This is a genomic window from Streptomyces sp. NPDC021225 (assembly GCF_044332865.1).
GTDB lineage: Bacteria > Actinomycetota > Actinomycetes > Streptomycetales > Streptomycetaceae > Streptomyces.
Map to the genome: position 1 here is coordinate 28,541 of NZ_JBIRPV010000022.1, position 19,492 is coordinate 48,032.

The 19,492-nt window shown below is 72.3% G+C and carries 18 protein-coding genes; 11 read left to right on the top strand and 7 right to left on the bottom strand.

Annotated elements, in window-relative coordinates; all coding sequences use genetic code 11:
• Positions 1–58: 58 nt before the first annotated feature.
• Both ACH4S9_RS45995 and ACH4S9_RS46000 read right to left on the bottom strand, forming a co-directional pair.
• Positions 59–1,285, bottom strand: coding sequence for a beta-ketoacyl-ACP synthase II (locus tag ACH4S9_RS45995; protein WP_311725714.1), 1,227 nt, complete (start codon positions 1,283–1,285; stop codon positions 59–61).
• 335 nt (positions 1,286–1,620) lie between these two features.
• Complete coding sequence (locus ACH4S9_RS46000; protein ID WP_311725715.1) at positions 1,621–3,840, bottom strand: NADP-dependent isocitrate dehydrogenase; 2,220 nt, start codon at positions 3,838–3,840, stop codon at positions 1,621–1,623.
• A gap of 201 nt (positions 3,841–4,041) precedes the next feature.
• Between ACH4S9_RS46000 and argC the strand changes: the two genes are divergently transcribed.
• The 5 genes from argC (at position 4,042) to ACH4S9_RS46025 (ending at position 8,998) form a co-directional block, all read left to right on the top strand.
• Positions 4,042–5,070 carry an N-acetyl-gamma-glutamyl-phosphate reductase gene (argC, locus tag ACH4S9_RS46005; protein ID WP_358848885.1) on the top strand — a complete coding sequence of 343 codons (1,029 nt, stop codon included), beginning with the start codon at positions 4,042–4,044 and terminating at the stop codon, positions 5,068–5,070.
• 76 nt (positions 5,071–5,146) lie between these two features.
• Positions 5,147–6,301 carry a bifunctional glutamate N-acetyltransferase/amino-acid acetyltransferase ArgJ gene (gene argJ, locus ACH4S9_RS46010; RefSeq protein WP_311725717.1) on the top strand — a complete coding sequence of 385 codons (1,155 nt, stop codon included), beginning with the start codon at positions 5,147–5,149 and terminating at the stop codon, positions 6,299–6,301.
• Positions 6,298–7,230: an acetylglutamate kinase gene (argB, locus tag ACH4S9_RS46015; RefSeq protein WP_311725718.1), complete on the top strand. Its 933-nt coding sequence runs from the start codon at positions 6,298–6,300 to the stop codon at positions 7,228–7,230. Before argJ ends, argB begins: the two co-directional genes overlap by 4 nt.
• Positions 7,227–8,414: an acetylornithine transaminase gene (locus ACH4S9_RS46020; protein ID WP_385345534.1), complete on the top strand. Its 1,188-nt coding sequence runs from the start codon at positions 7,227–7,229 to the stop codon at positions 8,412–8,414. Before argB ends, ACH4S9_RS46020 begins: the two co-directional genes overlap by 4 nt.
• Before the next feature lie 23 nt (positions 8,415–8,437).
• Positions 8,438–8,998 carry an arginine repressor gene (locus ACH4S9_RS46025; protein ID WP_385345536.1) on the top strand — a complete coding sequence of 187 codons (561 nt, stop codon included), beginning with the start codon at positions 8,438–8,440 and terminating at the stop codon, positions 8,996–8,998.
• A gap of 18 nt (positions 8,999–9,016) precedes the next feature.
• Here the strand turns inward: ACH4S9_RS46025 and ACH4S9_RS46030 are convergent, their stop codons facing one another.
• Both ACH4S9_RS46030 and ACH4S9_RS46035 read right to left on the bottom strand, forming a co-directional pair.
• On the bottom strand, positions 9,017–9,370 hold the full coding sequence (locus tag ACH4S9_RS46030; protein ID WP_311725722.1) for a beta/gamma crystallin domain-containing protein: 354 nt from the start codon (positions 9,368–9,370) through the stop codon (positions 9,017–9,019).
• Positions 9,371–9,512: 142 nt separating this feature from the next.
• Positions 9,513–10,502, bottom strand: a complete 990-nt coding sequence (locus tag ACH4S9_RS46035; protein WP_385345539.1) for a LacI family DNA-binding transcriptional regulator — start codon at positions 10,500–10,502, stop codon at positions 9,513–9,515.
• Between the two features lie 192 nt (positions 10,503–10,694).
• Between ACH4S9_RS46035 and ACH4S9_RS46040 the strand changes: the two genes are divergently transcribed.
• The 6 genes from ACH4S9_RS46040 to ACH4S9_RS46065 are packed head-to-tail and all read left to right on the top strand — an operon-like array spanning position 10,695 to position 17,112.
• On the top strand, positions 10,695–11,474 hold the full coding sequence (locus tag ACH4S9_RS46040; protein ID WP_385345541.1) for an ABC transporter permease: 780 nt from the start codon (positions 10,695–10,697) through the stop codon (positions 11,472–11,474).
• Complete coding sequence (locus tag ACH4S9_RS46045) at positions 11,474–12,259, top strand: ABC transporter permease (protein ID WP_398377562.1); 786 nt, start codon at positions 11,474–11,476, stop codon at positions 12,257–12,259. The genes ACH4S9_RS46040 and ACH4S9_RS46045 overlap by 1 nt, the downstream gene beginning before the upstream one ends.
• Positions 12,260–12,269: 10 nt before the next feature.
• Positions 12,270–13,343 (top strand): ABC transporter ATP-binding protein, encoded by a 1,074-nt coding sequence (locus ACH4S9_RS46050; protein ID WP_398377564.1) that lies wholly within the window; start codon positions 12,270–12,272, stop codon positions 13,341–13,343.
• Positions 13,340–14,392 (top strand): ABC transporter substrate-binding protein, encoded by a 1,053-nt coding sequence (locus tag ACH4S9_RS46055; RefSeq protein ID WP_398377566.1) that lies wholly within the window; start codon positions 13,340–13,342, stop codon positions 14,390–14,392. The genes ACH4S9_RS46050 and ACH4S9_RS46055 overlap by 4 nt, the downstream gene beginning before the upstream one ends.
• Positions 14,389–15,369, top strand: coding sequence for a nucleoside hydrolase (locus ACH4S9_RS46060; RefSeq protein WP_398377567.1), 981 nt, complete (start codon positions 14,389–14,391; stop codon positions 15,367–15,369). Before ACH4S9_RS46055 ends, ACH4S9_RS46060 begins: the two co-directional genes overlap by 4 nt.
• Before the next feature lie 51 nt (positions 15,370–15,420).
• A complete protein-coding gene (locus ACH4S9_RS46065; RefSeq protein ID WP_398377569.1) occupies positions 15,421–17,112 on the top strand; it encodes an adenine deaminase in 1,692 nt (563 codons plus the stop codon).
• A gap of 9 nt (positions 17,113–17,121) precedes the next feature.
• Here ACH4S9_RS46065 and ACH4S9_RS46070 read toward each other — a convergent pair whose 3' ends face one another.
• The 3 genes from ACH4S9_RS46070 to ACH4S9_RS46080 all read right to left on the bottom strand — a co-directional run bounded on the left by ACH4S9_RS46070 (position 17,122) and on the right by ACH4S9_RS46080 (position 19,490).
• Positions 17,122–18,120, bottom strand: a complete 999-nt coding sequence (locus tag ACH4S9_RS46070; RefSeq protein ID WP_398377571.1) for a bile acid:sodium symporter family protein — start codon at positions 18,118–18,120, stop codon at positions 17,122–17,124.
• A gap of 102 nt (positions 18,121–18,222) precedes the next feature.
• A complete protein-coding gene (locus tag ACH4S9_RS46075) occupies positions 18,223–19,002 on the bottom strand; it encodes an FAD:protein FMN transferase (protein ID WP_385345553.1) in 780 nt (259 codons plus the stop codon).
• Positions 19,002–19,490: an FMN-binding protein gene (locus ACH4S9_RS46080; RefSeq protein ID WP_385345555.1), complete on the bottom strand. Its 489-nt coding sequence runs from the start codon at positions 19,488–19,490 to the stop codon at positions 19,002–19,004. The genes ACH4S9_RS46075 and ACH4S9_RS46080 overlap by 1 nt, the downstream gene beginning before the upstream one ends.
• Between the last annotated feature and the right edge of the window lie 2 nt (positions 19,491–19,492).

Below are 19,492 nucleotides of genomic sequence, written 5' to 3' on the forward strand. Positions count from 1 at the left end.
AGGAGGCCGGCGGCTCCCGGTCGGCCCGGATGCCCACCGGACACCCTCCGCGGCCGGACTACGGCGCGGGAGTGAACACGAGCGAGGTGTTGTGGCCGCCGAATCCGAAGGAGTTGCTGAGCGCGGCGGTCGGCGCCGCGCCGCGCCGGGGCGCTCCCGTGACGACGTCGAGCTTCACCTGCGGGTCGAGGGCGTCGACGTTCTGGGTCGCGGGGATCACCCCGTCGCGCACCGCGAGGATCGCGGCGACCGCGCCGACCGCCCCCGCCGCCCCGAAGAGGTGGCCGGTCATGGACTTGGTCGCGGTCACGGACGGGTGGATGCCGATGGCCTCGGCGATCGACTCGGCCTCGACGAGGTCGCCCATCGGCGTGGAGGTGGCGTGGGCGTGGATGAGCTCGATCGCGAGCGGGGTCAGCTTCGCGGAGGCCAACGCCATGCGCATGGCGCGGACTTGACCCTCCGGGTGCGCGGCGGTGATGTGGTGGGCGTCCGAGGTGACCCCGGCCCCGGCGAGCGTCGCGTGGGTGCGGGCCGCCCGGGCGGCGGCGAACTCGGCGCGCTCCAGGACGACCACGGCAGCGCCCTCGCCGATGACGAAGCCGTCGCGGTCGACGTCGAAGGGCCGGGACGCCCGCTCGGGCTCGTCGTTGCGCGTGGAGTGGGCTCGGGCCTGGGCGAATCCGGCCAGCACCAGCGGGTTGACGCAGGCCTCGGTGCCGCCCGCGACGACCACGTCGGCGCGGCCGAGGCGGATCAGGTCTAAGCCCATGGCGATCGCCTCGGCCCCCGAGGCGCAGGCGCTGACCGGGGCGTGGGCGCCGCCGCGCGCGCCGAGTTCGATGCTGACCAGGGCGGCGGGACCGTTCGCCATCAGCATCGGGACGGAGTGCGGGGACATCCGCCGCATCCCCGAGGACTCCATGATGTCGCTCTGGCGGAGCATGGTCAGCGTGCCCCCGGTGCCCGTGCCGATGGCCACGGCCAGCCGCTCCGGCTCGACCTCGGGGGCGCCCGCGTCGGCCCAGGCCTCGCGGGCGGCGATCAGCGCGATCTGCTGGCAGCGGTCCATGCGCCGGGCCTGCACCCGGTCCAGGACCTCGGTCGGCTCGACCGCCAGCTGGCCCGCGATCCGCACGGGGGCGTCGGTCGCCCACGCCTCTTCGATGCGGCTGATCCCGGATCTCCCGCTCAGCATCCCGGACCAGGTCGAGGCCACATCGCCGCCGAGCGGTGTGGTGGCCCCGAGACCGGTGACCACCACCTGTTCGGTGTCAGCGCTCATCGAAAACTACCCCCGTGTAGTGGACACACGACTCCCGCGTGGAAGTTCGCGGGAGGAGATCACTTGTCGGCCACTCTGTCAGGGGGCTCACGGCCGGGCAGATGGCGCAATCCCAGCAGGCCGGGGTCCGGGTTTTGTAGGGCTCCGCTATTGGTTGTCGGCACGGTGACCGGGGGACCACGGAGCGCACATGGCGGGGGCTGCGGGGGAGCGCGCCCGGCGGGGCCGCGGAGAAGCGCGCGGGGACGGGCGCACACAAGCCGCCGCCCCGGCCGGAACGGTGTCCGGCCGGGGCGGCGGCGAGAGGCAGAAGAGGCGGAGGGAAGACCGCCGCGTCAGCCGAGGGTGGCGAGGGCCTGGTTGAAGGTCGCCGACGGACGCATCACGGCGGCGGCCTTGGCCGGGTCGGGCTGGTAGTAGCCGCCGATCTCGGCCGGCTCGCCCTGGACGGCGATCAGCTCGTCGACGATCGTCTGCTCCTGGGCGGCGAGCGTCTCGGCGAGCGGGCCGAAGGCCTTGGCCAGGCCCGCGTCGTCGGTCTGCCCGGCCAGCTCCTGCGCCCAGTACAGCGACAGGTAGAAGTGGCTGCCGCGGTTGTCGATGCCACCGACCCGGCGGCTGGGCGACTTGTCCTCGTTGAGGAACGTGGCCGTGGCCCGGTCGAGGGTGTCGGCGAGCACCTGGGCGCGCGCGTTGCCGGTGGTCTTCGCGTACTGCTCGAGGGACGGCACCAGCGCGAAGAACTCGCCCAGCGAGTCCCAGCGCAGGTAGTTCTCCTTGACCAGCTGCTGGACGTGCTTCGGCGCGGAGCCGCCGGCGCCCGTCTCGAAGAGGCCGCCGCCCGCCATCAGCGGGACGACCGACAGCATCTTGGCGCTGGTGCCCAGCTCCAGGATCGGGAACAGGTCGGTCAGGTAGTCGCGCAGCACATTGCCGGTGACCGAGATGGCGTTCTCGCCGCGGCGGATCCGCTCCAGGGAGAACGTGATCGCGTCGACCGGGGCCTTGATCTCGATCTGAAGGCCCTCGGTGTCGTGCTCCGGCAGGTACGCCTTGACCTTCTCGATCAGCTGGGCGTCGTGGGCGCGGTTCTCGTCGAGCCAGAAGACGGCCGGGTCGCCGGTGGCGCGGGCGCGGGTGACGGCGAGCTTGACCCAGTCGCGGATCGGCAGGTCCTTGGTCTGGCACATACGGAAGATGTCACCGGCGCCGACGACCTGCTCCAGGACCACGTTGCCGGCCTCGTCGACGACGCGGACGGTGCCCGTGACGGGGATCTCGAAGGTCTTGTCGTGGCTGCCGTACTCCTCGGCCTTCTGCGCCATCAGGCCGACGTTCGGGACCGAGCCCATGGTGGCGGGGTCCAGGGCGCCGTTGGCCCGGCAGTCGTCGAGGACGGCCTGGTAGATGCCGGCGTAGCTGCTGTCGGGCAGGACGGCGAGGGTGTCGTGCTCCTGGCCGTCGGGGCCCCACATGTGGCCCGAGGTGCGGATCATTGCCGGCATGGAGGCGTCGACGATCACGTCGGAGGGGACGTGCAGGTTGGTGATGCCGCGGTCGGAGTCGACCATCGCCATCCGGGGGCCCTCGGCCAGCTCGGCCTCGAAGGACTCCTTGATCCTGGCCCCCTCGGGCAGCGACTCCACGCCCTTGAGGATGCCGCCGAGCCCGTCGTTGGGGGTCAGACCGGCCGCCGCGAACACCTCGCCGTACTCGGCGAAGGTCTTCGGGAAGAAGGCCCGCACCGCGTGGCCGAAGACGATCGGGTCGGAGACCTTCATCATCGTGGCCTTGAGGTGCAGCGAGAACAGCACGTCCTCGGCCTTGGCCCGGGCCACCTGAGCGGTCAGGAACTCGCGCAGCGCGGCCACGCGCATCACGGACGCGTCCACGACCTCGCCGGCCAGCACGGGTACGGACTCGCGCAGCACGGTGGTCGAGCCGTCGTCGCCCGCCAGCTCGATGCGCAGCGAGCCGGCCTCGGCGACCACCGCGGACTTCTCGGTGGCGCGGAAGTCGTCGACGCCCATGGTGGCGACGTTGGTCTTCGACTCCGCGGTCCAGGCGCCCATGCGGTGCGGATGCGTCTTGGCGTAGTTCTTGACCGACGCGGGGGCGCGGCGGTCGGAGTTGCCCTCGCGCAGCACCGGGTTGACCGCGGAGCCCTTGACCTTGTCGTAGCGGGCGCGGATCTCGCGCTCCTCGTCGGTCTTCGGGTCGTCCGGGTAGTCCGGCAGCGTGTAGCCCTGCTGCTGGAGCTCGGCGACCGCGGCCTTCAGCTGCGGGATCGAGGCCGAGATGTTCGGCAGCTTGATGATGTTGGCCTCGGGCGTCTTGGCCAGCTCACCGAGCTCGGCGAGGGCGTCGGGGATCCGCAGGCCCTCCTCCAGGTACTCGGGGAAGACGGCGATGATGCGCCCGGCCAGCGAGATGTCACGGGTCTCCACAGCGACCCCGGCCGTCGACGCGTACGCCTGGACCACCGGCAAGAACGAATACGTCGCCAGGGCCGGGGCCTCGTCGGTGTGCGTATAGATGATGGTCGAGTCAGTCACCGGGTGCTCCGCTCCACGTCTGCAACATTGCTCGACATCAAGATATCTCGTTGCCGGCCCCCTCTCGAAAGGGCCCGACCCCCTCTGGGCGCGTAACACGCGTCACCCCCGCCGTGTCACCGCCCCCGGCTGTCCGAAACACTCATTGCATAAAGCTTCGGTCAACCGTATAGTCATGCCATCGACAGGGAGGTTGTTTCGATGGCGATACGTGCGGCGGTGGCCGGAGCGAGCGGATACGCGGGCGGCGAGGTGCTGCGCCTGCTGCTCGCCCACCCCCAGGTGGAGATCGGCGCCCTGACCGGCAACTCCAACGCCGGCCAGCGCCTCGGAGCCCTCCAGCCGCACCTTCCGCCGCTCGCCGACCGGATCCTGGAGCCGACCGGCCCCGAGGCGCTCGCCGGGCACGACGTGGTGTTCCTCGCACTGCCCCACGGCCAGTCCGCCGCCGTCGCGGAGCAGTTGGGCGACGAGGTCCTGATCATCGACTGCGGGGCCGACTTCCGGCTCGAGGACGCGGGGGACTGGGAGCGGTTCTACGGCTCGCCGCACGCGGGCACCTGGCCCTACGGCCTCCCCGAGCTGCCCGGGGCCCGCGACGCGCTGGAGGGGTCCAAGCGCGTCGCGGTCCCAGGCTGCTACCCGACCTCCGTCTCCCTCGCGCTGTTCCCGGCGTACGCGGCGGGGCTCGTCGAGCCCGAGGCCGTGATCGTCGCCGCCTCCGGCACCTCGGGCGCGGGCAAGGCGCCCAAGCCGCACCTGCTGGGCAGCGAGGTCATGGGCGCCATGAGCCCGTACGGCGTCGGCGGCGGCCACCGGCACACCCCCGAGATGATCCAGAACCTGTCGGCCGCGGCGGGGGAGCCGGTCTCGGTCTCCTTCACCCCCACCCTCGCCCCCATGCCCCGCGGCATCCTCGCCACGTGCAGCGCCAAGGCCAGGCCCGGGGTGACGGCCGAGGCGGTGCGGGCCGCGTACGAGAAGGCGTTCCAGGACGAGCCGTTCGTCCACCTCCTGCCCGAGGGGCAGTGGCCGTCCACCGCCTCCGTGTACGGATCGAACACCGCGCTGATCCAGGTCGCCCTCGACGCGGCGGCCGGCCGGGTCATCGCCATCAGCGCCATCGACAACCTCACCAAGGGCACCGCCGGCGGCGCGGTTCAGAGCATGAACGTCGCGCTCGGCCTCCCGGAGGAGCTGGGGCTCCCCACCACCGGAATCGCGCCATAAGCCCGACCGGAACGAGTCGCGCGGCCGACGCCGCACCCCACGAAACCGGCCCCCCTGGGGCGAACAAGGAGTCACAGTGAGCGTTACGGCAGCCAAGGGCTTCACCGCCTCCGGTGTCGCAGCGGGCATCAAGGAGAACGGCAACCCCGACCTGGCCCTCGTCGTCAACAACGGGCCGCGCCTGGCCGCCGCCGGCGTGTTCACCTCCAACCGCGTCAAGGCCGCCCCCGTCCTGTGGTCCGAGCAGGTGCTGAAGGGCGGCGCGGTGAGCGCGGTCGTCCTCAACTCCGGCGGCGCCAACGCCTGCACCGGCCCGCTCGGCTTCCAGGACACCCACGCCACCGCCGAGAAGGTGGCGGAGGTCCTCGGACACAGCGCCGGTGAGGTCGCCGTCGCCTCCACCGGGCTCATCGGCATCCGGCTGCCCATGGACAAGCTGCTCCCCGGCGTGGAGAAGGCGGCCGCCGAGCTGACCGCCCACGGCGGCGAGAAGGCCGCCATCGCCATCAAGACCACCGACACCGTGCACAAGACCGCCGTGGCGGAGGGCGCCGGCGGCTGGGTCGTCGGCGGCATGGCCAAGGGCGCGGGCATGCTGGCCCCCGGCCTTGCCACCATGCTCGTCGTGCTCACCACCGACGCCGACGTCGAGGCCCAGGACCTGGACGCGGCGCTGCGCGCGGCCACCCGCACCACCTTCGACCGGGTCGACTCCGACGGTTGCATGTCCACCAACGACACCGTGCTGCTGCTCGCCTCCGGCGCGTCCGGAGTCACCCCCGCCGCCGACGAGTTCGCCGAGGCGGTCCGCACGGTCTGCGCCGACCTGGCGCGGCAGCTGATCGGCGACGCCGAGGGCGCCTCCAAGGACATCCGCATCGAGGTGGTGGGCGCCGCCACCGAGGACGACGCCGTGGAGGTGGGCCGCTCGATCGCCCGCAACAACCTCCTCAAGTGCGCCATCCACGGCGAGGACCCCAACTGGGGCCGGGTGCTCTCCGCGATCGGCACCACCTCCGCCGCCTTCGACCCGGACCAGCTCAACGTCGCCATCAACGACGTGTGGGTGTGCAGATACGGCTCCGTCGGCGAGGACCGCGAGCTGGTCGACATGCGCTACCGCGAGGTCCGGATCACCGCCGACCTGTCCGCGGGCACCGAATCCGCCGTCATCTGGGCCAACGACCTGACCGCCGACTACGTCCACGAGAACAGCGCCTACTCCTCATGAGCCAGCCGACCGCCCGTAAACACACCGCCCTGCCCAAGGCGCGCATCCTCATCGAGGCGCTGCCCTGGCTGACCCGCCACCACGGCAAGACCGTCGTCATCAAGTTCGGCGGAAACGCCATGGTCGACGAGGAGTTGAAGGCCGCCTTCGCCCAGGACGTGGTCTTTCTGCGCCACGCCGGCCTGCGCCCCGTCGTGGTGCACGGCGGCGGCCCGCAGATCAGCGCTCAGCTCGACCGGCACGGCCTGGTCAGCGAGTTCAAGGCGGGACTCCGGGTCACCACCGACGAGGCCATGGACGTCGTACGGATGGTGCTGGCCGGCCAGGTCCAGCGCGAGCTGGTCGGGCTGCTCAACCGCCACGGGCCGCTCGCCGTCGGCATGACCGGCGAGGACGCCCATCTGATGTCCGCCACCAAACACTTCGCCGAGATCGACGGCGAGCGGGTGGACATCGGCCGGGTCGGCCAGATCACCGAGATCGACACCGGCGCGGTCCAGGCCCTGCTGGACGACGGCCGCATCCCGGTCGTCTCCTCCATCGCCCGCAGCGCCGATGACGGCCACGTCTACAACGTCAACGCCGACACCGCGGCGGCCGCGCTCGCCGCCGCGCTGGGCGCCGAGACGCTGATGGTCCTCACCGACGTCGAGGGCCTGTACGCGGACTGGCCCAACAGCGACGAGGTGATCAGCAGGCTCACCGCGAGCGAGCTGGAGAAGCTGCTGCCCGACCTGGCCAGCGGCATGGTGCCCAAGATGGAGGGCTGTCTGTACGCCGTGCGCAACGGCGTCACCACCGCGCGCGTCATCGACGGGCGGGTCCAGCACTCCATCCTGCTCGAGATCTTCACCGACGAGGGCATCGGCACGATGGTCCTGCCCGACCCGGACAACGACAGCAACAAAAATGAGGGGGCGGACCGGTGAGCAACGAGAAGCTGACACAGCGCTGGCAGGGCGCGCTGATGGACAACTACGGCACGCCCCGCGTCCCGCTCACCCACGGCGAGGGCGCCAAGGTCTGGGACGCCGACGGCAACCAGTACGTCGACTTCGTCGGCGGCATCGCCGTCAACGCCCTCGGCCACGCCCACCCCGCGGTCGTACGGGCCGTGTCCGACCAGATCGCAACCCTTGGCCATGTCTCCAACCTGTTCATCGCCGAGCCCCCGGTGGCGCTGGCCGAGCGGCTGCTCCAGCTCTTCGACCGCCCCGGGCGGGTCTACTTCTCCAACTCCGGCGCGGAGGCCGTCGAGGCGGCCTTCAAGATCGGGCGGCGCACCGGCCGTACGCACATGGTGGCCACCACCGGCGGCTTCCACGGCCGCACCATGGGCGCCCTCGCGCTGACCGGCCAGCCCGCCAAGCAGGACCCGTTCCTGCCGCTGCCCGGCGAGGTCACCCATGTCCCGTACGGGGACGTGGACGCGCTGCGCGCGGCCGTCACCACCGACACCGCGCTGTTCATCGTGGAGCCGATCCAGGGTGAGAACGGCGTCGTGGCGCCTCCGGCGGGGTATCTCGCGGCGGCCCGCGAGATCACCCGGGCCACCGGCACCCTGCTGGTCGTCGACGAGATCCAGACGGGAATCGGCCGCACCGGCCACTGGTTCGAATGCCAGGCGCAGGGCGTCGAGCCCGATGTGGTGACCCTCGCCAAGGGTCTTGGCGGCGGCCTGCCCATCGGTGCGACCGTGGCCTTCGGGCCCGCCGCCGAGCTGCTGACCCCAGGTCAGCACGGATCGACCTTCGGCGGAAACCCGGTGGCGTGCGCCGCCGCGGTGGCGGTGCTCGACACCCTCGCGGCCGATGGTGTCCTCGACGGGGTCAAGCGGACCGGCGAGCGGCTGCGTGACGGGATCGAGTCCCTCGGCCACGCGTTGATCGACCATGTCCGCGGCTCCGGCCTGCTGCTGGGTATCGTGCTGACAGAGTCCCTCGCGCCGCAGGTGCAGCAGGCGGCTCAGGACGCGGGACTCCTGGTCAACGCGGTCGCGCCGGACGTGGTCCGGCTCGCCCCGCCGCTCGTCATCGGCGACGAGGAGGTGGATGCGTTCCTCCGGGCCTTCCCCACCGCCCTGGACGCCGCCCAGGGGAGACACGGGCACTGACGGATCCGGAGACTGACGAGACGATGACCGAGGCGCAGCACACCGAGGCGCAGGGCACCGGCAACCACAACAATGGTGGCCCGGCCGTGCCGCAGACCCGCACTGCCCGGCACCGCCGGATCGTGGACATCCTGAACCGGCAGCCGGTCCGCTCCCAGAGCCAGCTCGCGAAGCTCCTCGCCGACGACGGGCTCTCCGTCACCCAGGCGACGCTCTCCCGCGACCTGGACGAACTGGGCGCGGTGAAGATCCGCAACACCGGCGGCGAGCTGATCTACGCCGTCCCGGCCGAGGGCGGCGACCGCACGCCCCGGGCCCCGCTCGGCGAGTCGGCGAGCGAGGCCCGGATGGCGCGGCTGGCGGCCGAGTTGCTGATCTCGGCGGAGGCGTCCGCGAACCTGGTGGTGCTGCGCACCCCGCCCGGCGCCGCCCAGTTCCTGGCCTCGGCCATCGACTCGGCGGAGCTGCACGCCATCCTGGGCACCATCGCGGGCGATGACACGGTGCTGCTGATCAGCCGCGAGTCGGCAGGTGGCCAGGCGCTGGCCGACCACCTGCTCCGGCTGGCCCAGAAGGAGCGCTAGAGCTTCCGCCGCGGGTTGTCACAGGATCTGGATGGAGACGACCCTCGGCGGGCGGTTCGGGAAGGTGATGTCGTGCCAGCGCTCGATCTTCACCGAGTCACCGTTGGCGTCGTAGTAGATCAGGTCGTTGTTGCCCGTGTAGATGCGGTCGACCCACCACCCGCCGAAGTCGGTCCGGCCGGCGTTCGCGTAGCAGTCGACGCTCTCGCGGCCGTCGAGGTGCGACCAGATCTTCAGGAAGTTCTCGCCGCCGACGCATTGGACATGGTCGATGGCGAAGGCGGTGCCGCTCGACACGGTGACAGTGGACGCGGCCGCCGCGGCGAGCACCACGGCCATGGAACACACGGCGCGCTTGGTTTTCGAGATCACAGATTCCCCTTCAGGCGAAGGCCGGCACTCGTCCGGCCGCGACACTCCGAATGCGAACCGCAGGATCGAAGCAGCGCTCGATCGAGCATCACTCGATCGTGGCGCTCACAGCCCGCCGCCCCAGAAACCCCCGCCGGCACGGCTAGCGCTTCTTCGGCGGCGGGGCCGTGGAGCCGCGGACGACCAGGCGGGTGGGGACGCGGACGCGCGGCGGGCGCTCGCCCGTGTGCGGAGCCTCCCGCACCAGCCGGCACGCCGCCGCTCCCGCCTCCTGGAGCGGGACGTGCAGCGCGGTGGTGCCCGGCTGGGTCATCCCGATGACGGTGAGGTCGTCGGACGCCGCGAGGCTGATGTCCTCGGGCACCCGCAGCCCCGCCCCGCGCAACCCCATGAGCAGGCCGAGCAGGACGTAGCTGCTGTACGCCATGACCGCGGTGACCCGCTCCGCCCGCCGCACCAGGTGCTCGGCCGCCGCGAGGCCGGCGTCGACCTGGGGCGGCACGGGGTCCAGCACGGTCAGCTCGCCGCCGCCGTCCTCGACCGCCTTGCGGGCGGCCCTGGTGCGCTGCCGGTCCATCCATGAGCCGGGCGGGCCGCCCAGGTAGGCGATGTGCCGGTGGCCGAGGCCGAGCAGATGCGCCATCAGCTCCCGCACCCCGCCCGGGGTGTCCACCACCACCCCGGGCAGCCCCGGGGTGGTGCGGTCGACCGTCACCACCGGCAGTCGCTCGGCGAGTTCGTGCAGCGTCGCGTCGCCGCTGACCGGGGCGACGAGGACGAGCCCGTCGACCCGCGAGCCCAACTGCGCCGCCAGCTCGCGCTCGCGCTCCTCGGAGCGGTCGGACACCCCGAGGAGGACGTTTCCGCCCGTCTCGGCCAGTGACTCCTGGACACCGGTGACGATGGGCGGGAAGAACGGGTTGGCGAGGGTGGGGACGATGACGCCGACCAGCCCGGTGTGGCCGGTGGTCAGGGCCCGCGCGGTGGCGTTGAGCGTGAATCCCATCTCGGCGGCCGCCTTGGCGACCCGCTCCCGGGTCTCCGCCGCCACCATGTCGGGCCTGCTCAGAGCGCGGGACGCGGTGGACGTGGACACCCCCGCGGCGCGTGCGACATCTGCCAGCCGAACCATCCGCCCCTGCCTTCTGTTGTCCGTTGCCGGTTACATGTTTTTAACCGGCAGTTGTTGACGGGCTCACCGGCTCCAGCGTAGCTTGCCTGCAACCGGTTGCCGCAACCGGTTGCAGACGACGTATCAGTAACATCTAGGAGGGTCCGGCTCGTGTCACGCAGAGCGGCTTCTGGCCTCTTGCTCCTGCCGGGCGTGGCACTTCTCGCCTTCGGCTTCCTCTACCCCTTCGGCATCACCCTGTTCGCACCGCCCGCCGCAGAGAACCCCGATGTCCTCGGCAAGCTCGGCGGCATGCTCGGCGACGGATACGTGCTGGAGGTCGCGGCCCGCACCGTCCGGGTCGCCGCCCTGACCACGGCCATCTGTCTGCTGCTCGGCTTCCCGGTGGCGTATCTGATCGCCCGGGCGCCCCGGCGCCGCCAGGGGCTGCTGCTGGCCCTCGCGGTGTTCCCGCTGCTGCTCAGTACCGTCGTACGGACCTTCTCCTGGCTGGTCATCCTGGGCCGCAACGGACTGATCAGCGACCTGCTGACCGCCCTCGGCCTCGCCGACGGCGGCACCCAGCTGCTCTACACCGAGTTCGCCCTGATCGCCGGGCTCACCCAGCTCTTCACCCCGATCATGATCCTGACCTCGTACAGCTCGCTCTCGCACATCGACGTCAAGCTGGAGGAGGCCGCCCGCGGCCTCGGGGCGAGCCCCGGCCGGGCCTTCCGCCGCGTGGTGCTGCCGATCGCGCTGCCCGGTGTGCTGGTCGGCGCGATGCTGGTGTTCGCCGGCGCGGTCACCGCGTTCACCACCCCGCTGCTGCTGGGCGGCACCCGCAACCGCACGCTGGCCACGCTCCTGTACGACTACGCCAATGTGAAGCTCGACTGGGGCGCGGCCAGCGCGGTGGCCCTGATCATGACCGCGCTGGTGCTCGTCGCGGGCTGGATCTCCGGCCGGCTGTCGAAGGTGGGTGCCGTCTGATGCGCGGACGTCCGCTGCTGACCGCCGTGGCCGCGCTGGCCCTGGTCTTTCTCCTCGGGCCCATCCTCCTGGTGGTGGCCATCGCCTTCTCCTCCGGCGACACCGTGGAGTTCCCCCCGCCCGGCCTGTCGGGCAAGTGGTTCACCAAGGCGCTGGCGTACCAGCCCTTCCAGGACGCGCTGGCCACCAGCGCGATGGTGGCGGCCGGGGCCACGCTGCTCGCGCTGCTCGTCGGCATCCCCGCCGCGCTGGCGATCCAGCGGCGGCGGTTCCGCGGCCGCAAGGCGGCCGAGGCGCTGTTCCTGTCCCCGGCGATCGTCCCCGAGCTGGTCCTGGGCTTCGCGCTGTTCCAGCAGCTGATGGTCACCCTGCGGATCACCGCCCTCGGGGCGCTGCTGATCGGCCACACCGTGCTGCTGCTGCCGTACGCGGTGCGGGTGACCGGCGCCTCGCTCGCCATGGCCGACCCCGCGCTGGAGGAGGCGGGGCGGGGGCTCGGCGCGGGCCCGCTGCGGACCTTCTTCCACGTCACCCTGCCGGTGATGATGCCCGGGATCGTCTCCGCGGCCGTGCTGTCCTTCCTCACCTCCTTCAACAACGTGCCGCTGTCGCTGCTGCTCAACGGCCCCGGCGTGACCACCCTCCCGGTCCAGATGCTCAATTACGTCGAGTTCTCCTTCGACCCGGTCGTCGCGGCGGTGTCCACCCTGCTGCTCGCGGCCACGGTGGTTGTCGCCCTGGTGACCGAGCGGCTCGTCGGCTTCAACAAGGTCTTCGGCAAGTAGGGATGCACCCATGACGACGATGCCAACGACGACGACGACGGTGACCAAGACGACGACGCCGGTGGTCCAGCTCCAGTCCATCAGCCGGGAGTTCTCGGGCTCGGTGGCGGTCGACTCGATCGATCTGACGGTGCGCCGCGGGGAGTTCACCGCGCTGCTCGGCCCCAGCGGCTGCGGCAAGACCACCACCCTGCGGATGATCGCCGGTTTTCTGCCGCCCACCAGCGGCACGATCCTGCTCGACGGCAAGGACGCCACCACCCTGCCGCCCGAGCGCCGCAACATCGGCATGGTGTTCCAGTCCTACGCGCTCTTCCCGCATCTGACCGTCGAGAAGAACGTCGCCTTCGGACTGCGGATGCGGGGTGTGCCCAGCGCCGAGATCCGCACCCGCGTGGCCGAGGTCCTCGACCTGGTCGGCCTGGCCCACCTGGCCGGGCGCAAGCCCAAGCAGCTGTCCGGCGGCCAGCAGCAGCGGGTCGCGCTGGCCCGCGCGGTGGCCATCCGCCCCTCGGTGCTGCTGCTCGACGAACCGCTGTCCAACCTGGACGCGCGGCTGCGGGTGCAGATGCGCCAGGAGCTGCTGCGGGTCCAGCGGGAGACCGGGCTGACCGCCATCCTGGTCACCCACGACCAGGAAGAAGCGCTCGAACTCGCCGACAACATGGTGATCCTCGACCGCGGCCGGATCGTCCAGCAGGGCCCGCCGCGCGAGGTGTTCCGGGCGCCCGCCACCCGCTTCGTCGCCGAGTTCCTCGGCTACGAGAACTTCCTCGACCTCCCCGGGCGCGGCCCGGTCACCATCCGGCCCGAGCACATCGGCGTCCTCGGCCCGGACGCCGAGCCGCCCGCGGGCGGCGAGGTGGTCGAGGCGACCGTCACCGCGGTCCGCTTCCGCGGCACCGACTTCGCGGTCACCGCCGCCGTCGGCGACCGCGTCCTGCACGCCGTCACCACCGACGAGACGCTGCGCGCGGGCGCGTCGGTGCGGCTCCATCTGCCCCTGGGGCAGGCCATCCCTCTGCCCGGCGACGACGGCGCCGCTCGGCTCGGCAAGAACCCTCGTCAGGAGTGTCCCGCATGATCCGCACCGCCAGACTCACCACCGGCGCCCTGGCCGCGTCCCTGATCGCCTTCACCCTCTCCGGCTGCGCGGAGAGCGCCGGGGCCGACCCGAAGAAGCTGACGGTGAGCACCTTCGGCTTCGGGGCCGACCGCTTCGAGGAGACGGTGATCAAGCCGTTCGAGAAGAAGACCGGGATCGATGTCACCCTGGAGACGGGGGCCAACGCCGACCGGCTGACCAAGCTGAAGGTCAACAAGAACGACCCCACCGTGGACGTCGTGATGATCTCCGACCTCTTCGCCGCCATGGGCCAGAAGCAGGGCCTCTTCGACAAGGTCGACGCCAAGAAGGTCCCCAACATGGCGAAGATCTACGACTTCGCCAAGAGCCAGGACGGCTACGGCCCCGCCTACACCTACCAGCTGCTCGGGATGCTCTACCGCACCGACAAGGTCAAGCAGCCGCCCACGCTGGAGAGCCTGTGGGACGCGAAGTACAAGGGCAAGGTCGCCGTCCCCGACCTGTCCACCAGCGCCGGTGTCCCGTTCCTCCAGGCCGTCTCCGCGACGTACGGCTCGGGCCCCAAGGACACCGACACCGGCTTCAAGAGGCTCTCCGACCTCAAGCCGAACGTGCTGAAGTTCTTCAACCGCTCCACCGAGCTGGTCAGCCTCCTCGACCGCGGCGAGGTCGAGATGGCCCCCGGCCTCGACCTGTTCGCCGTGGACCCGGCCAAGGCCGGCAAGCCCATCGGCTGGGTGCCGTTCGACAAGGGCCGCTACGTCGCCGCCAACACCGCCCAGATCGTCAAGGGCGCCAAGAACAAGGCGGGCGCCGAGAAGTTCCTCGACTACCTGCTGTCCGCCGACGTCCAGGAGAAGGCGGCCGCCTCCTTCAGCGACAAGCCGGTCAACAAGGACGCCAAGGTCCCCGCCGCCATCACCAAGGTGTCCGGCGAGGCCGCGAGCGACCCGGCCGCCGCCGGGTTCACCTCGCCCGACCTGGCCTACTCCGTGGAGCACAACGACGCGTGGGTGGACCGCTTCCAGCGCGAGGTCTCCGGATGAGCCGGACCCCCAGACGGGTCATGATCGACTGCGACCCGGGCATCGACGACGCCATCGCCCTCTTCCTGGCGTACGCGTCGCCGGAGCTCGAGGTCGCGGGCGTGACCACGGTCGCGGGCAACGTCGGCCTCGACCAGGTGGTCGACAACGCCCTGCGGCTGTGCGACCTGATCGGCGGGCCTGCCGCGGCCACCCCCGTGCTCCGCGGCCACGCCGGGCCGCTGGCCCGGGTGCCGCGCCACCCCGACGAGCCGGTCCACGGCGCGTACGGCCTCGGCGGAGTCGAACTCCCCGCGGCCGCCCGCGCCGCCCACCCCGGCCACGCCGTGGACTGGATGGCCGAGCAGCTGCGCGGCGCGGGCCCGGGGGAGATCACCCTCATCGCCACCGCGCCGCTCACCAACGTCGCCGCCCTGCTGCACACCCACCCCGACACCCGCGGACTGCTGCGGGAGATCGTGGTCATGGGCGGCGCGGCGTTCGCCCCGGGCAACACCACCCCCGCCGCCGAGTTCAACTTCCACGCCGACCCGGAGGCCGCCCGCTACGTCACCGAGTCCGGCGTCCCGCTGCGCATCGTCGGCCTCGACGTCACCCGCCAGGCCCTCACCCCGCTCGCCGACGCCGACGCGCTCGTCGCCGACGGCGCGCCCGTCACCACGGCGGCCGGGCAGATGCTGCGCCACCTCATCGACCGCTACGCCCGCCGCCACCAGGTGCGCGCCTGCGCCGTGCACGACGCGCTCGCCGTGGCCGCCGCCGTCCGCCCGGAGCTGCTGGAGTGGACGGAGGCGTGGGTGACCGTCGAGTGCGCGGGCGAGTTCACCCGCGGCGCCCTGGTGGCCGATGTGCACGGGCGCACCGGCCTTCCGCCCAACGCGCGCGTGGCGACCGGCGTGGACGCGGAGGCGTTCCGGGCCTTCCTGATGTCCCGGCTGCGCGGCCACTACGGCGCGGACACCACCCCCGTGCCGTAACGGCCGCACCCCTCACCAACCCCCCAGAGCAGGAAGCGAGCAGGAGACCCCATGCCGATGCCAAGCCGCTGCGACCTCCTCATCCGTGGCGCCGGCGTCTTCTCGGTGCACACCGGCGAGATCCTGCCGGCCGACGTGGTGGTGACCGGCGACCTCATCCGCGCCGTGGCCGCCCCGGGTGTACGGATCGAGGCCGAGCGCGTCCTGGACGCCGACGGGCTGATCGTCGCGCCCGGCTACATCGACGCCCATATGCACATCGAGAGCTCGCTGCTCACCCCCGCCGAGTTCGCCCGGATCACCCTGCCCCGGGGCACCACCACGGTCCTCGCCGACCCGCACGAGATCGTCAACGTCGCGGGGCGCGAGGCTATGGCCTGGATGATCGAGCAGGGCCGCGGGGCCGAGCAGACCATGCTCTGGGCCGTGCCCTCCTGCGTGCCCGCGCTGGAGGGCTTCGAGACCGCGGGCTCCTCGCTGACCGCCGAGGACATCGCCGAGATGCTCGACTGGGACGGGGTGACCACCCTCGGCGAGGTGATGGACTACCGCGCCGTGGTCGCGGGCTCCCCGCGCATGCGCTCGATCGTCGACGCGGCCCGGCGCAAGGGCGTCCGCCTGGACGGCCACTGCCCCAACCTCACCGGCGACGACCTCGGCGAATACCTGTGGGCGGGGATCGACTCCGACCACACCAAGAACACCCCCGAGGTCGCGGTCGAGAAGGCGCGGCTCGGCATGCTGCTGATGCTCCAGGAGAAGTGCCTGAGCGCCGAACTGGTGCGCCGCCTCCACGAACTCCCCGTGCTGCCCGACTTCTGCCTGGTCACCGACGACCTGGCGGCCGACGCCATCCTCGACCGCGGACACCTCGACCACATCGCCCGTGTCGCGCTCGACGCCGGGATGAGCCCCGCCACCGTACTGCGTGCCCTGACCCTGCACCCGGCCCGCCGCCTGGGCCTGGACGACCGGGGCGTGGTGGCCCCCGGCAAGCGGGCGGACCTGGTCCTGCTGCGCGCCCTCGACGACCCGACACCGGTGACCGTGGTCTGCGGGGGCCGCGTCGTGGCCGGGGACGACACCGCCGGGCCGGCGCCCGACAACCCCTTCGCCGACTCCGTCCGCCTCGCCCCGCTGGAGGAGGCCGACTGCGTGTGGCGCGCCGACCTCCCCGACGGGGAGCACACCTTCCGGGCGCTGCGGGTCAACCCCGTCGACACCTTCACCGAGCCGGCCGAGGTCGTGCTGCCCGTACGCGACGGTGTCGTGCACTGGGAGGGCAGGACGGCCGTGCTCGCGGTGTACGAACGCCACCACGGCACCGGCCGCCGGACGATGGCCCCCGTCGTGGGGTTCGACCTCGCGGAGGGCGCCACCGCCACCACGTACGCGCACGACAGCCACAACCTCACCGTCGTGGCCACCGACGCGGGCGCGCTGCGCCGGGCGGCCAACCGCGTCATCGCCTCGGGCGGCGGGATCTGCGTGGCGGTGGCCGGGCGGCCGGACGTCCATCTGCCGCTGCCCGTGGGCGGCGTGATGTCCGCCGCGCCCGCGCCCGAGGTCGCGGCCGGCGCGGGCGCCGTACGGGAGGCGCTGCACGGGTGGGGCTGGCGCCACCGCAACGCCTTCATGAGCGTGTCCACCATGACCCTCCCGGTGTCGCCGCAGATCAAGCTGACGGACCTGGGTCTGGTGCGGGTGGTCGACCGGGCCTGGGAGGACCCGGTCGTCGTGTGACCCCCGCCGTCAGCCCTCCGCGCGGCGCGAGCGGTGGGACATCCAGGCGGCGACCAGCGCGCCCGAGATGTTGTGCCAGACGGAGAAGATGGCGGCCGGGAGCGCGGCCAGCGGGCTGAAGTGCGCGGACGCCAGGGACGCCGCGAGCCCGGAGTTCTGCATGCCGACCTCGAAGGCCATGGCCCGCCCGGCGGGCTCGCCGAGGCGGGCGGCCCGGCCCGCGGCGTAGCCGAGCGCGAGCCCGAGGCCGTTGTGCAGCACCACGGCCAACAGCACCAGCCCGGCCGCCGACTTGATGGCGTCCGCGCTGGCCGCCACCACGACCGCCACGATCACCGCGATGGTGGCGGCCGACAGCCAGGGGAGCAGGCCCAGCACCCGGCCGAGGTAACGCCCCGCCACCAGCCGTACGACGAGGCCGCCGAGGACCGGCAGCAGCACCGTCTTGAGGATGTCGGTGACCATCGACCCGGCGTCCACCGGCAGATACTCCCCGGCCAGCAGCAGCGTCAGCGGCGGGGTGACCAGCGGGGCGAGCACCGTGGAGACGGTCGCCACCGAGACCGACAGCGCCACGTCGCCGCGCGCCAGGTACGTCACCACATTCGAGGCCGTACCGCTCGGGGCGCAGCCGACGAGGATCACACCGGCCGCCAACTGCGGTGACAGGCCCAGGGCATGGGCGATGAGCCACCCCAGGCCCGGCATGATCACATAGTGCGCCACCAGGCCGAGCGCCACGGCCCACGGCCGCTTGACGACGCCGGAGAAATCCTGCGTGGTCATGGTCAGACCCATGCAGAACATGATCGTTCCCAGTAGGTAGGGAACGTTCGGCGCCCAGCCGCTGAAGGTGCCGGGCGTCGCCAGGCCCGCCGCGCCCGCGGCGAGGACCAGGATGGGGAAGACGGTGACGGCCCGTCTGGCCGCCCGGTCGGTGGTGGCGGACTGCGTCGGTGTCGGCGGCGCTGTGGCGTCCGCCCTGCGGCTCGTGTCTTCTGATCGCACCGCGTGATGGAACGCCCTCGACGGGGCGACGCGCAAGGCCGTCTCGTTATGTGGTCCCTACATCGATCGCCGGGGGTGCCGCGCGGCGCGGCCGGAACACCGCTACACGAACATCGCCGCGTCGTACCGCGCGAACCCGCTCGTCTGCCAGGTCGCGCCGTCCGCCGTGACCGCGAACGCCGCCGCGTCCGGAAGCCGCTGGAGCCAGGGCCGGGCCCGCTCGGCGCCCATCGCGCAGGCCGCGGTGGCCCAGGCGTCCGCGTCCGTCAGGCTCCGGCACACCACGGTGACCGAGGCGAGCGGCTCCGCGGGAGGCGCGCCGGTGTACGGGTCCAGGATGTGGCAGCCGCGCTCGGCCGGGCCGGAGGTCGCCACCGCCAGCTCGTCGCGCGCCTCCACCACGGCGATCAGCTCCCCGGGGCGCAGCGGATCGGCGATGCCCACCCGCCACGGTCCCCCGTGCGTCTGGATGTCCCCGCCGCCGTTGACGCACACCGACCCGGCCCCCGCCGAGGCCAGCATCTGGGCGGCCCGCTCCACCGCCCAGCCCTTGACCAGGCCGGTCGGATCCACCCGGCCGGCGTGGCGGGTGGAGAACCAGCCGTCGCTGAGCCGCTCGGCCTCCTCGCACAGCCGCAGCACGTCCCGTACGTCCGCGTCGCACTGCGACACGTCGAGCTCGCCGCGGTGCAGCCGGCTGATCTGGCTGTCGGGGCGCCAGGTGGAGAACAGCTCGTCGACCCGGTGCAGCCAGGCCGCGGCCCCGTCCAGCGCGGCCCGCACCCGGGGCCGGTCGGCGTCGGCCACCTCGCGGACGTCGAGGGAGAAGACCGTGCCCATGGTCTCCTCGACATGCAGCATGCGCCGCGGCTCGCCGTCCATCACAGACCGGCCTTGTCCAGCGCGCTCTGGAGGGACTTCCGGTAGCCCTCGCTGGTGTAGGTGGCGCCGGAGACGGTGTCGATCTTCGCGCTCTGGGCGGTCACCGCCGCCTGGTTCAGCTTGGGCACCGAATCGGCCGCGATCTGCTCGCTCTGCGGGCCGGAGTCGGGGGTCTTGACGGCCGTGGCGGCGGTGATCTTTCCGCCGGTGACGGTGACGCTCACCTGGACCGGGCCGTACTGGGTGTTGGCCTCGTCGCCGGTGACCGTCTGCGCGGCGCCGCCTCCGCCACCGCCACCGCCACCTCCGCCCCTGCTGTCTCCGCCGGGCGCCGGCGGCGCGGTGGCGGGCACCTGCCCGGCGTTCTGCGAGCCGGCCGCGGCGACCGGCTCGGAGGCCGGCTGCTTCAGGGCGAGCAGCAGCACGACCCCGGAGACGGTGGCCGCGGTGCCCAGGATGATCCGGCGCAGCGGATGCTTCCTCTTCATGA